The sequence below is a fragment of the Chitinimonas viridis genome (assembly GCF_030409555.1).
Taxonomy (GTDB): domain Bacteria; phylum Pseudomonadota; class Gammaproteobacteria; order Burkholderiales; family Chitinimonadaceae; genus Chitinimonas; species Chitinimonas viridis.
This window is the reverse complement of the sequence record NZ_JAUFPU010000018.1, coordinates 140934-154633: the sequence shown is the minus strand read 5'-3', so window position 1 is coordinate 154633 and position 13700 is coordinate 140934. Positions and strand designations below refer to the sequence as shown.

Sequence of the window (13700 nt, the reverse complement as noted above, 5' to 3'; positions counted from 1 at the left end):
CCACGGGCAGGTGGGTATGCCTGAATTCCCCTCAGATGTCATGGGGCTTGCCGAGCAAACCCGCCGCTGTCCTACCCGTCGTAACCTAGTTCAAACAGGTGATTTACCGAGCGCCTGCTTAGGGCTGCAGGTAAATGACGCTGAAGGTGGCGCTCAGAGCCCCACGCCCCGTGCCATCAAGCTGGCCAGTATGGGCAGGGCCAGTAGTAGCAGCAATTGCACCCGTATCAGCATGATGACCCGTTTGTACTCAGTCGGTATCAGCAGGCCAGCGCTGCGGGCGGCACGGCTCCAGGCGATGAAGCGCAAGGTGGGGTAGATAGAGAGCAGGCCCAGCAGCACGAAGACGGTGATCTTGAGGTGGAAGACCGGATTCTGCAGGTAGAGTGCCGTGCCTTTCTCGCTATACATGCGGGCAATGCCGGTGGCGATCTGGGTGATGGCGGTGAGACCGTAGATGGCGTCGATGCGGGCCAGCTTGCGTGCCAAGGGGGCGTCTAGCTCGGGCCTGAGCAGCAGGTGCTCGGCCAGCAGGCAGGCCATCATTACCATGGCGCCTAGGTAGTGCAGGCTGGCCAGCAGGGCATTGCTCATCATGTACGTTTCTCCAGCAGATCCAGGGCCAGGCCCAGGCTTGCGCGGTAGTGTTCCTCGGCGGTCTCGCGCTCGTCCAGCTGTTCCAGCAACTGGCCCAACTCGGCATGGGCCACAGGGGTGGCGGCTACGGCCACGCTGGCTTCCAGATAGTTTCGGGCCTTGCCCCATAGTGCGGCATCGCGGCACATGCGGCCCAGGGCCAGTAGCAACTGATGGTCATTGGGGTGGTGGCGCAACCAGTCCTCGGCGCGCGCCAGGCGTTTCACTGCATCGCCCTTGACCCCCAGGCGGCCCAATTCGCCATAGGTTTCCAGCGGTGCCACATCCCAGTTGGCTTCCAGTGCATCGACCAGGATGGACTCGGCCCGTTCGCCCACGCCCGCCCGGATAAATTGCCTGGCAGCGGCGGCGGCCAGCTTGGGAAGCAGCTTTTCGTCCTTGCGCAAGCCATGCCACCAGCGTTCCAGCTCGCTGGCGTCCATTGGGTCCAGCTTGAGCTGGTTCAGGCGGGCCTGATTGCGTATGCGGGCGGCGTGGCTGGGGTCCAGCGCGTCGCTTTTCTCCAGCATGTCGGTCAGCTCTATCACCCGGGCCGGATGGTTGTCCTGCTGCCGTATCTTCAGCTCCAGCTTGAGGGCGGCGGTCAGCTTGGGCGACTGGGCGTAGACGCGCTGCAGGGCCACCAGGGCTTCGCGGTTACGATATTGCTCGTACATCATCTCGGCTTCGAGCATGTCCAGCGCCAGCGAGCGGCCACCGCAGGCGACACGGGCCTGTTCGATATATTGGTCGCGCGCGTCGAAATCGCGGCCAAAGTGGGCGGCGCGAGCGGCGATCAAGGTATCGATCAGCTGCATCTCACGTTCGTCCTCGGCGTCACGCGCGACTTTGATGGCCCTGACCGACTTGTGGTAACGGCCTTCGATCAGGGCGGTGATGGCTTCGCGGCGATAGCGACGGGCGTCGTTGACACGTTTGGCGGCCTTGTAGCGGCGTACATTGCGTGGCATGGCCAGCAACCAGTCCACCAGCTTGACCAGGCCGTAGCCACCCAGTACCAGCAGGGCGAACAGCAGCACAAAGGCGTTGAGCGATAGCTCCATGCGCCATGGCGGGAAGAACAGCAGGGCGTAGCCGGTATTGAGGCGGGCAAACATGGCCAGCCCCACGGCCAGCCCGAACAGGGCAATCAGCCAGAACAGGATTCTCACTTACCTTCCTCCCTGCTGACCTTGCGACGGGCATCCCGCGCGGCATTGAGACTGTCTGACAGGCTGGGCAGCACCTGGGCCGGCTGGGCCGCCTGCAGCTCGCGCAGGGTGGCGAGGGTGGCGACTACCGGCTTGGAACGGGTGTCGAAGTGCTTGCGCAGCGTGCCGTCTGCCGCCTGCAGATCACGGCGGAAGGTGATTTCATCGCGCTGCAGCAGGGCAAGACGGGCGTTGAGCAGGCGCAGCTTGATCTGCTCACGCAGGTAGACGGCCTGTTCGGGTGCCAGCAGCACCGGGTCGGGTTGGTCTATGCGGCGGATTTCCACCAGGGCGCCCAGTGCCCGGCTTAGATCGCCGAGCAGGCCCTTGCGCTTGTCGGCGTCTGGCTGCACCTGATCCTCGGTCGATTTGGCATCCACGGCCAGTGGCAGTTTATCGATGCCGCCGGCTAGGCTGTCCAGTCGGGCCGACAGGCCGACATAGTCTATCCAGGGCATGCGCTTAAGGGCGTCAAGATCGCGCGCCAGGGCGCGGCGCAGGGGCAGCAGGCGGGGTTGGTCATGGCCTGCCAGCCGCTCGTCCAGGCGATAGAGGGCGGCCAGGGCGGCACCCACATTGCCGGTGAGCTGTAATTGCTGGCTGGCCAGCGAGAGTGTCAGCTCGGCATCGGCCAGCAGGGTTTCCTCCTGATCGCCCATGATGGCGCCGTACAGGGCCTGTTGGTCATCCTGGCGTGCCTGCAGCTCGCCGATACGGTGGTCTATGGTGGCCAGCCTGGCGTCCAGTTGGGACATACGGCCGCCATCGCGGCGCTCGCCAGCTGTGAGCAGGCCCAGGCGGCCCTCCAGCTGACTTAGTTGCTTGTCCATCTCGGCCTGCATGTCCTGCCGCTGCAGGTGCTGCCAGGCCAGCGACACGCCAATGGCAATGGCGGCACCGCCCAGTGCCCAGCGCCATTGGCCGGTACTGCGGGGGCGTACTGCCTTGCGCGGTGGCTCCATGGCTGGCCGCGGGGGCGGCGTCGGCGTGGTGGCGACATTGCTGCCGGCAAAGCATTCGCTCAGCGAGGCGACGATGCCTGTATCGCCAGCGGCGGTGGTAAATACGCTGGACACGCCATTGCGCCTGGCCGCCTCGGCTATGGCCGGGTGACTGGCAAAGAACAGGGTGCTGCGCAGCAGGTCGGTCAGGGGCTCGTCGCACAGGCTGAAGAGGTTCTGCACGGCCTCGCTGCTGGTGACGATGACCCCATCGCAGCCGCCGGCCAGCAAGGTGGCCAGTTCTTCTCGCGCCATGGTGGGGGGCAGGCGGCGATATGCCTCGACGATATTGACCTTGGCGCCACGGGCGGCCAGTGTCTCGGCCAGCAGCTCTCGCCCGCCATTGCCACGGAACAGCACGACGCGGCGGCCTTCCATGCGCTGCATGGCGGGGTGTTCCAGCAAGCCTTCGCTATCAAAACGGCTGTCGGGCGAGATGACATCTAGTATGCCCAGCTCGTGGGCACGTTCGCGCGATGCCGGGCCGATGACGGCAGCGGGCAGTTCGGTGGGCCAGCGTTGGACGCGGGCGCCGACCTGGTCCAGCGCGGTCGGGCTGATGAACACCGCCAGGTCGTAGTCGTCCAGCCGCGTCAGTGCGGCATCGAGCGCGGCTGGTTCGGCTGCCTCGCCGATGGCGATCATGGGCGCCAGCAGGGGTTCGGCACCTGCCTCAAGCAACAGCGCGGTCAAACGATCGGATTGGTTTTCCGGGCGGGTAACGAGAAAGCGGCGTCGGGCAAGAGGACGGGTCATGGCGTTCAGCTTCTTGGTATCAGCAGGGCGCGGGCGCCCTCGGTCAACATCAGGTCGGCCACCTGCCGGCCCAGGCCTTGGGCGGCGGCACGGCTGCCATTGGATTCGGCGCGGAGGATCTCGCTGCCATCGGGTCGTGCCACAAAACCCCGCATGCGCAAGAAATGCTCGTCCACGATCTCGGCATAGCCGCCCAGCGGCGTTTCGCAGGAGCCATCCAGCCGCAGGCTCATGGCCCGCTCGGCGGTGACGCAGTCGGCGGTTTCGGCATGGTTGAGCGGCGCCAGCAGGGCCTGCAGGTCAGCGCGATCCGCGCATATCTCTATGCCCAGGGCGCCCTGGCCGGGTGCGGGCAGGCTCTCATCGGTGCTCAAGAGGGCGCGGATACGGTCGCCCAGACCCAGGCGCTTGAGCCCGGCGGCGGCCAGGATGATGGCGTCGTACTCGCCCGCATCGAGCTTGCCCAGGCGGGTCTGCACATTGCCACGCAGCGGTTTGACCACCAGCTCGGGGTAGCGTGCCCGTATCTGTGCCTCGCGCCGCAGGCTGGAAGTGCCGACCACGGCGCCGGCAGGCAAGGCGGCCAGATTATCGTAGTGCTTGGAGACAAAGGCATCGCGCGGGTCTTCCCGCTCGGTGATGGCGGCGATGGCAAAGCCTTCGGGCAGGCGCATGGGCACGTCCTTCATGGAGTGCACGGCAATATCGGCGCGGCCTTCCTGCAAGGCGGTTTCCAGTTCCTTCACGAACAGGCCCTTGCCGCCTATCTTGTTCAACGTTACGTCCAGTATGCGGTCGCCCTGGGTGGTCATGCCCAGCAAGGTAACCGTCAGGCCGGGGTGGAGGGCTTCCAGCCGGGCGGCAATGTGGCGAGCCTGCCACAGGGCGAGGGCGGATTCACGGGTGGCAATGACTAGGCGATCGGGGACAGACACAGCGTAAAGTCTCGCAGGGATTTGATTTGCGGGAATTCTAGCACGCGCGCCGCCTCAGGCTTGGCAGGACGGCGTTGTGGTTTTTCCGCATATGTGTGCCTGTGACCTAGTCGTGCATCATTAGCGCGTAGAGTTCTGCCGCCCGCTCTGGGCTTATCCCGCTTCTCTGCTCCTGCGCCAGCGGGTGGTCGGTAGGCTCCAGTTCGATATAGGGGCGTATGCCATCATTGCGCAGGTGCATCCGGGTTTTCAGGTTGATGGTATTCGGGTACGGCGATAGGTGGGCGTTCAGCCAGCCGAAGAACGGGCCGAGATGGTCTCGCGCTGCGAGATCGAATGCACCGCGCCATGTTTGGTAGCTAGCCTCGCTAAGTGATACCCAGACACCCCAGGAAAAGGGCTCGATTTCGCCATGAACCGGTATTTCGATGCAACCCCGTACAAAGAACGACGCTTTATCAATGATGCAATCATCGCTGCCTAGTTCACAGCGGGTTTCGCGCTCATTTTGGGGGATGGCGTAGTAACTTATCGGCGCGGCTGCATCGAAACTTGGCATGCCATGATGAATCTCGCCACAGCTCTGGCAGTGAAATTGGAATCCCATTATCTACCCATCCCGCCCACCTGTTGGGCCAGATAGGTGGCGTAGTTGTCGGTCATGCCGCCGATGAAATCCAGCACCCGCATATAGCTCTCATACAAGGGCCATTCCTTGTTCGGCGCGTTGTATTCCATCAGGTCCAGGATGCGCTTGTTGCGGAAGCTCAGCTTGTCCGGCTCGGTACGCAACTGGTAGGCGGCGCCGCAGAAGGCTTCCAGCAGGATGTCGAGGCAGGTGAAGCTGCCGACTTCGATCTCGACCTTGCGGCGATTGTTGAAGATACGGTCGCGCGCCAGCTGCTTGGCATCTCGGATGCCGTGGCGGACAAAGTCGGGGCAGGCTGCGATCAGGTCGCCTTCGTATTCGCCCCGCAGCATGGATTCGTGGTGGCGCAGGAAGGCGGCGGTGACTTCACGCACGCAGCGATCCACTGCCTTGGAGCGCAGCAGCGACATCTTGCGCCGCACCGATGGTGCACCGGCCACTTCCAGCGCCAGCAGGTCGTCATCGATGCCGGCCAGTCGTATCAACATGGGGGCGATGGTCTCGAACGGCAGCATGCCTATCTCCACACCGTCTTCCAGATCCAGGATGGCGTAGCAGATATCGTCGGCGGCTTCCATCAGGTAGCTGAGCGGATGGCGGCAATACACCCCCGACCCCTTGGTGATCAGCCCCAGTTCGCTGGCAACTTCGTCCAGCAGGGACTTCTCGGCCTGGTAGCAGCTGAATTTTTCCTTGAAGCCGGCGTGCTCGCTGGTCCAGGGGTATTTGAGGGTGGCGCCCAGCGTGGCGTAGGTCAGCCGCATGCCGCCGTCGAAGCGGTGGTTCTCCAGTTGGGTTACCACCCGGAAGCCTTGCGCGTTGCCCTCGAAGGTCTGCACATCGCGGCGCTCGTCGGCGCTCAGGTTTTGCAGCATAAAGGCGTTGGATGACTGCCGAAACCAGTCGCGTATGGCGTATTCGCCAGCATGGCCAAACGGGGGGTTGCCGATGTCGTGGGCCAGGCAGGCCGCCTGCACGATGGCGCCCAGGTCGTAGGGAATGATGTGGGCTGGCAGTTTGTCGCCCAGCGCCTGGCCTACCATGATGCCCAGAGAGCGACCTACACAGCCGACCTCGATGCTATGGGTCAGGCGGGTATGCACATGGTCGTTCTCGGTCATCGGATGCACCTGGGTCTTGCGGCCCAGGCGGCGGAACGGCGACGAGAAGGCGATGCGGTCGTGATCCTTGTGGAAGTCGGAGCGGCCTATGGCTGGGCCGGTCTCCGGCAGGCGGCGTGGTGCGCCGAGACGATCGGCCGACAGCAATTGCAGCCAGTTCATTTGCGACATGGTACGAACCCCGGTGCTTCTAGGCGAAAGAATCGCACCTTAGCGGTTTTGGCGCAGCGCCGCCATGCACAGCTGCCGCAAGCTGCCATGGCAGCGCGGCCAGGATGGGTGCAGGCGGGCAGCGCCCCTGCCTGGCGGCGGCTAGATCGCCAGTGCCCGCGCGATCAGCGCCTCCTTTGCTACCGAGGCGCCCAGGGTGCCGAAGCTGTCGCCCCAGTCGCCTTCCAGCCGGGATGCCACAAAGGCTTCGGCCACGAAATCGGGCGCATGCTGCAGCAACAGACTGGCCTGCACGGCCAGCACCAATTGCTGGGTCAGCCGGCGGGCGCGGGTTTCCAGCGCTGCGGTATCGGCAAACTGGGCCTGTAGGCGCGCCACATAGCGGTCGTAGCCGGGGTGCCGGCCCAGGGCCGGGGCCAGCTCGGCCTGCAGGACTTCGACGGTGCGTGGGCTTTTGCCTATAGCGCGCAACACATCCAGGCACATGATGTTGCCTGAGCCTTCCCAGATGGAGTTCACCGGCATCTCGCGGTAGATGCGGGCATGCACCCCTTCCTCGACATAGCCATTGCCACCCATCACTTCCATGGCCTCGGCAGCCAACTCTGGCCCGCGCTTGCACACCCAATACTTGGCCGCAGGGGTCAGCAGCCGGCGTAGCAGGGTTTCAGCTTCATCGTCCTGGGCGTCGAATGCCCTGGCCATGCGCAGGCTCAGGGTGATGGCGGCCTCGGTCTCCAATGCCAGATCGGCCAGTACGTTCTGCATCAGCGGTTGTTGGGCCAGCAGTTGGCCAAAGGCGCTGCGATGGCGGCTGTGGTGAATAGCCTGCGAGACAGCCTGGCGCATCATGCCGGTAGTGCCCAGCACGCAGTCGAGCCGGGTATAGGTGCCCATCTCCAGTATGGTGGGCACGCCTCGCCCCGCTTCGCCCAATAGCAGACCATAGGCCGCATGGAACTCCACTTCGCTGGAGGCGTTCGATTTGTTGCCCAACTTGTCCTTGAGCCGCTGTACCAGTACCGGGTTTTTGCTGCCATCAGGGCGCCAGCGCGGCACAAAGAAGCAGCTCAGGCCTTCCGGTGCTTGCGCCAGTACCAGGTGTGCGTCGCATTGTGGCGCCGAGAAGAACCACTTGTGGCCGGTAAGGGCGTGGCTGCCGTCTGCCTGGGGCTGGGCTAACGTGGTGTTGGCACGCACGTCCGAGCCGCCTTGTTTCTCGGTCATGCCCATGCCGATCAGGCCGCCGCGCTTTTGCGGCAGCGGCAGGTCGCGGGCGTCATATTCGCGGCGGTAGAGGGTGGGCAGCCAGTCGCGCGCCAGTTGCGCATGCTTGGCAAGGGCAGGGATGGCGCCGTAGGTCATGGTGGTGGGGCAGAGCGTGCCGGCCTCGACCTGGGCCTGCAGCAGATAGCCGGCGGCGCGCGCCACATGGGCGCCCTCGCGCGGCTGTGCCCAGGGGGCACTATGAAAGCCCCGTGCTGCGATGCCTTGCATCAGCGTGTGCCAGGCCGGATGAAACTCGATCTGATCACGTCTGTGGCCCTTGGCATCGAAGGCGCGCAACTGCGGCGCATGCTGGTTGGCCAGGCGCCCCAGCTCCAGGCTGTCGGCACACCCCAATTCGGCGCCGGTAGCATTCAGTTCGCCTACCGCCCAGGCAGCACCTTCGCGCTGTACGCCTTCCTGTAGGGCGGCATCGCTCTGGTAAAGATTGTAGTCGGCCAGGACGGGGGATTGGTTCAGGACTTCGTGGGTGGGCCAGTGCATGGTTGTCTCCAGTTATGCATGGAGACTAGCCATTCATACCAATTCAAGCAAGCGCTCGAATTTGTCGCGTACAGCCCGGCGAGTTGCGTCTATTGCTCGGCTGTTTATCAGATCATCAGAGCGGGCTGGCCAGAGGCGAAAAGACTTTGAACAGGCTTCTTAAGCGCACCGCTTCGACTCGGTTGGCGGAGGCGCCGGTTACCCCTGCCCTGCAGCCTGTTACGGCTCACATTCTTACTCAGTGCTCGCCGGTTTCAGTGTCTCCAGCACGAAGTAGCCTTCGTAGCGGATGGGGCCGTCGAACCAGATGCAGAAGGCCTTCATGGCTTGTGAGAGTGATTCGACGGTCATCAGTGGTCCACCACTCTTCAGCATGACTACGTCGCCTACCTTGATAGTTGCCATTTGCTACTCCCTGGGCGTGATATGCGGCGCATGTTTTGCACCGTCATGACAATGGTATGCCAAATTGCATGATAGGTAAAAAATCGATTGCGTGGGGTGTCAGGGGACGTGACGCCGCACGATGGGGGATCTCCTCACGGGGCCATCTTGGCAGCTCAAAGAAAAGCGCCCTCCGAAGAGGGCGCTGCGTGAGTGGCCGGCCGGCGTGAGGTTTACTGCTGGCGCCTGAGCAGTTTGCTGAAGCTGGATACCTCGCCTGGCTGGTAGGTCAGGCCATATGCCTGGGCATGGTTGTTGGTGTAGCGCAGGTAGATGAGTTGATTGTTACCTACCCACCAGGCGTCGTTGGCGTGCTCTGCCGGGATGGTAGAGAGCGCGTAGTCCGGCCGCAGGTAGTAGATGCCGTTCAACAGCTTCAGCTTGATGCTGCCATCGTCCGCGACCTGTGCGCGGGCTTGTGGGTCGAGTGTGGCGAGCACGCTTTCCAGGGCGGTGAATTCGACGATGGCGGGGTAGATGACCTTGCAGTCGCCATTGGCATCACCGTAGCGTACCCAGCCAGCGGCTGTGGTGGTAAAGCCTGGGGCGTTGCAGGCCAAGGTATCCCAACCTGGGCGGCCGGCGTAATGCTGGTTGCCCAGTTCCAGCATCAGCAGGCCGGTCTTACCTATGGTGGCTTTGCCTTGGCCTTGGGTGAGGCGGTTGGCGAAGTCGGCATAGTCGATCAGGCCGGCAGCGTAGGTCACGATAAAGCCGCGATGGGCAACGTCATACATGCCGTCTGGCCGCCAGGTGATGCCATCGGCCTTGGCCATGTCGATATGGACGCGGCCCACTGGAACCACCGTGTAGTGTTCGAGGTTGTGGGCCAGCGTGACCACACCGGTGGTGCTGATGGGGTTGCTGTAGGCCAGACCCAGGCTGCTGATGTAGTCCTGCATATCGTTGCCGACATGGCGCAGATTGCGATTGCTGATGCCCTGCAGTTGCGGGCTGTGCAATTGCAGCACCAAGGTGCTGGTTGGCGCAGCTTGCGTTCGGGCATCACCCAGCAGGCCATCGGTGCCTGTGCCGGAACCCAGGTAGGCAGCAGTCAGCTGACCCTGGCCGTTCAACACGACAGACTCGCCGGTATAGACGATGCCATCCGGCAGATAGGGTGTGCTGGATGCTGCTTGCTGCCTAGCCGGGACGGCTGGATTGGAGGAAGGCAGCCTGGCGGAGCCGGCGCGCACCGTCAGGGTTTGTTGGCCAGGTACGCCACTCACGGTTAGGCGGCTGCCCGAGTCGGCCGCCACAGGCTGGCTACCGGCGGCGATGCCGGTGTTGCCTGATATCGGCACGTTGATCTGCACATCGCCACCTGTGACGACCAGGGCGCTGGTCTGGCCACCGCCGGGTAGATTGACAGGCTGTACTGCAAACACGGTGCCTGAGCTGCCGGGTGTCAGTGTGACGGGTTCGCTGCCTCGGCTGGCCTCGAACCTGACGGACTGACCCCCCGCGCTGCTGCCCAGCAACTGCAGCGTGGAGCCGGCAACCTGCTGGGGGGTACCCAGTATGGTTACCGTGGTATTGCCGCCGGTGTTGACCACAGGGGCGTTGCTGCCTAGTGAAGTGATGGTTGTACTGGCGCCGCCGCTGTTGGCTGTCACCAGTATCAGGCCGTCGGCGGTCCCTAGGGGCTGGCCCGCCCTTGCCGAGGTGAAGGTGGCGCTGCCGCTGTTGACCGACAGCACCGGCTGGCTGCCGCCGCCGGTGGTCGGCACGTTGACGACGCCCAACTGGGTGCCACCACTGCCGCTGACGGTGATGGTGCCGGTATTGGGCAACTGCACATTGCCGATGATCACCGTGCTGCTGCCGGTGCTACCCAGGGTGATGGTGGAACCAGTGCCGCCGTTGTCGGTGACAAAGATGGTTTGATCCGGCGCGAGGGTTGCCGATCCGCCACCGGTGGGCAGTGTGTCGCTATTGCTGCTGGCGGCTGCTGTAGTGAGCGTGGCGGTGGCGACGGCTGCCACTAGGTTTCCTGCCGCGTCTTCGGCAACCAGGTACAGGGTGTAGCCTGTGCTGGCGGTCAGGTTGCTTAGGGTAAAGGTGGCTGTGCTGCCGGCCGGCATGACACTGCTGCTGGCGGCGGCTACCACCACGGCGCCATAGTTGACGCCTGCCTTGACCTGGTTGACGGTGGGGGCGGTGGAGCCATTGGGCACCGCTATCCAGTAGCCACGGGCCTTCTCGTTAGACGATGCCGACAGGGTGCCGCCGGTATCGGTGGGGCTGCTGCTGGCTACGCTGCTGAGCGTGGGTGCTGTGGTGTCGAGTACATGGGTGGCACCTGCTTCGGTGACCAGGCCTGCTGCATAGGTGTTGCCTGCTACATCTGCCAAGGTGGCGGGTGGTGTGACCTTAAGATGAGCATTGGCAGCAGCATTGGGGATGTAGCTAGTCGTGCCGGCCAAGTTGACGGCTGCCAGTGTCAGGGTCACTTCGTTACCGGAGGCCAAGGCGGCCGATGCGACATCGTAGGCAGGGGTGCCGCCATTGGCGGTGACGGTCCAGGCGCTACCGCTGCCCAGGGTTGCGGCATCCAGGTTCTCGCTGAAGGTCAGCACTACCTTGTGCGGGTCGGCTTGGTTGTTGACGACGATATTGGCCACCGGCAGGGTGGGGGCTACGGTTTCGACCAGCACGGCCGTTGTGCTGCCCACGCTGTTGAGCGTGAGCGTGGCATTGACCAGGGTACTGCTCTGTATGGTGCCGCCGTTCAGGGTCAGAGCGCCGACGGCAATGCCGTTGCCGTCGGTCTCACCGGCCTGCACGGTGTAACGGAACAGGGTGGTGGTGGCCGTGGGCGAGGAGATGTAGCTGGCCTGTACGGTGGTGGCGCCTATGGTCAGGGCGATCTGCGGTGTGCCGGTGACGGTGACGTTTTGGTCCCAGGTAATGGTGAAGTCCAGTTGCCGGCCTACGCCATAGCTGGCATTGGCAGGCACTGCGACGCTGGTGACTGCCGGGCCAGCAGCGGGGGTGACGCTGTTGGAGGCCGCCGAGGCGGAGCCCGTGCCGGCCGCGTTGGTGGCGGTGACCGTGAAGGTGTAGGCCACGCCATTGGTCAGGCTTGTCACATCTATCGGGCTGCTGGCGCCGGTGCCGGTGAAGCCGCCAGGGTTGGAGGTGACGGTATAGCCGGTGATGCTGGTACCACCGGTAAACGCGGGTGCGGTGAAGCTGACGGAGGCGAGGGTATCGCCAGCGGTTGCCGTCGCGCTGGTTGGTGCCCCGGGCGCCACAGGGGCCACGGTGAAGGAGCGGCTGACCTGGCTGGCTGGCAGGTAGCTGCCATTGCCAGCTTCATCGGCATTGATGGTACAAGTGCCGGTGGTGACAAAGGTCAGGGCGCCGCCACTCGTGATGGTGCAGACACCTGTGGTGCTGGAGGTGAAGGTTGGCGTCAGGAGCGAATCGCTGGTAGCAGTTAGCGTAGGGGTGGTGCCGAAGTTCTGGGTGCCTGGGTTGGCAAAGGTAATGATCTGGGCGGCTTTTGGGGTGACCGAGTTCGAGGCTGCCGAGGCCGCGCCCGTACCAGCCGAATTATCGGCAGTGACGGTGAAAGTATAGGCTACCCCATTGGTCAGGCCAGTCACAACGACTGGGCTGGTCGCATTGGTACCCGTTGCACCGCCAGGGTTGGCGGTGGCGGTGTAGCCGGTGATGGCAGCACCGCCGGTGGATGCCGGGACGCTGAAGGCCACCGAGACCTGGGTATCGCCGGCCGTTGCCGTGCCTATTGTGGGGGCGCCAGGGACGATGGCGTTGACGGTAAAGGTTTGCGATACCGTGGGTGCGGCGTTAAAGGAAGCGTTGCCCGCTTCGTCTGCATCGATGGTGCAACTGCCAGCGGTGACAAAGGTCAGGCTGCCGCCGCTGGTGATGGTGCAGACACCGGTGGTCGAAGAACTGAACGTGGGGGTCAGGCTTGAGGTGGCGGAGGCAGAAAGGGTAGGCGAGGTGCCGAAGTTCTGTGCGCCTGGGTTGGCAAAGGTGATGGTCTGGTTGGCCTTGGGGGTGACCGAGTTGGATGCTGTCGAGGCAGAACTGGTGCCGATGGCATTGGTGGCCGTCACCGTAAAGGTATAAGCCGTGCCGTTGCTGAGGCCGGTGACGGTGATCATGCAGGCCGCGGGGCCGGCACAGTTGCCGGTGGCACCGCCGGGGTTGGCGGTAGCGGTGTAGCTGGTGATGGCAGAACCGCCGTTGGAGGCCGGTGCGGTGTAGGTGACGGTCGCTTGCGTGTCGCCCGCCGTGGCCACGGCGGTGGTGGGGGCACCTGGGGCGGTGGGCGGGGTGATGTTATTGAGTATGACGTTGTCGATGGCTATGGCGAAGATGCCACCACCTTGTTTGGTGATTTCGACGTAGGTAACGCCCTGTAGCTCTGTGTTGCTGAAGGTTTCTACTTCGGCACTGGTTCCGCCATCGAGTGACTTGTTGACACTGCCCTTGCTGGTGGTCAGGGTGACATTGAAACTGCCGCCATCGATATCGAACCAGCTCAACCCATCCAGATCGAAGACCGCGCCGCCTGCAACGGTCAGGGTCAGCTTGGTAGTGGCGGTGCTGAATGGATCGTTGACTATTAAGGCATTGCCGGCGAGGTTGGTGATACCTCCGAGTACAACACCTTGGTCATCGACATCGACCACGTCACCTGTTGGTACGATAGTTAGTACATCGCTGCCTACCGTATCGGTTGCGCTAACGGTGTTGCTCTGGATGTTGGCGAAAGGAAAGGTGACCTGTGCAGCCAACGTTGGTATGGCCAGCATACTGATCAAGAGCAGCATGCATAGGCTCGCCAATTGGCGCCATGGCAAGCCGCTGCTGCCGGGTTGGTCTAGCCTTGAACAGTTTGCTGTATGAGCCATGACAACTTTCCTTGCAAAGAATCGAGACGAGGGGCGGCAGCCCCCAGCCTAAATGGGTGATAACGGGTATTTCACAGTGTTACAGCTCAGCCGGTACTTTCCATCCTTCAAATG

At 63.5% G+C, this 13700-nt stretch carries 9 protein-coding genes; all 9 read right to left on the bottom strand.

What is annotated here, in order from left to right:
- Positions 1 to 153: 153 nt before the first annotated feature.
- On the bottom strand, positions 154 to 597 hold the full coding sequence (locus QWZ03_RS13940) for a DUF2214 family protein (protein ID WP_290333275.1): 444 nt from the start codon (positions 595 to 597) through the stop codon (positions 154 to 156).
- Positions 594 to 1808: a heme biosynthesis HemY N-terminal domain-containing protein gene (locus QWZ03_RS13935; protein ID WP_290333274.1), complete on the bottom strand. Its 1215-nt coding sequence runs from the start codon at positions 1806 to 1808 to the stop codon at positions 594 to 596. Before QWZ03_RS13935 ends, QWZ03_RS13940 begins: the two co-directional genes overlap by 4 nt.
- On the bottom strand, positions 1805 to 3604 hold the full coding sequence (locus QWZ03_RS13930) for a uroporphyrinogen-III C-methyltransferase (protein WP_290333273.1): 1800 nt from the start codon (positions 3602 to 3604) through the stop codon (positions 1805 to 1807). The genes QWZ03_RS13935 and QWZ03_RS13930 overlap by 4 nt, the downstream gene beginning before the upstream one ends.
- Positions 3605 to 3609: 5 nt before the next feature.
- Positions 3610 to 4539: a hydroxymethylbilane synthase gene (gene hemC, locus QWZ03_RS13925; protein ID WP_290333271.1), complete on the bottom strand. Its 930-nt coding sequence runs from the start codon at positions 4537 to 4539 to the stop codon at positions 3610 to 3612.
- A gap of 106 nt (positions 4540 to 4645) precedes the next feature.
- Positions 4646 to 5146, bottom strand: a complete 501-nt coding sequence (locus tag QWZ03_RS13920) for a DUF2199 domain-containing protein (RefSeq protein WP_290333270.1) — start codon at positions 5144 to 5146, stop codon at positions 4646 to 4648.
- A complete protein-coding gene (locus QWZ03_RS13915) occupies positions 5146 to 6480 on the bottom strand; it encodes a deoxyguanosinetriphosphate triphosphohydrolase (protein ID WP_290333269.1) in 1335 nt (444 codons plus the stop codon). The genes QWZ03_RS13920 and QWZ03_RS13915 overlap by 1 nt, the downstream gene beginning before the upstream one ends.
- A gap of 141 nt (positions 6481 to 6621) precedes the next feature.
- Entirely contained in the window at positions 6622 to 8250 is a 1629-nt protein-coding gene (locus QWZ03_RS13910; protein WP_290333268.1) for an isovaleryl-CoA dehydrogenase, read from the bottom strand.
- A 234-nt stretch (positions 8251 to 8484) separates the two neighbouring features.
- Positions 8485 to 8655, bottom strand: a complete 171-nt coding sequence (locus tag QWZ03_RS13905; RefSeq protein ID WP_284194891.1) for a YodC family protein — start codon at positions 8653 to 8655, stop codon at positions 8485 to 8487.
- 212 nt (positions 8656 to 8867) lie between these two features.
- Complete coding sequence (locus QWZ03_RS13900) at positions 8868 to 13505, bottom strand: beta strand repeat-containing protein (RefSeq protein ID WP_290333267.1); 4638 nt, start codon at positions 13503 to 13505, stop codon at positions 8868 to 8870.
- Between the last annotated feature and the right edge of the window lie 195 nt (positions 13506 to 13700).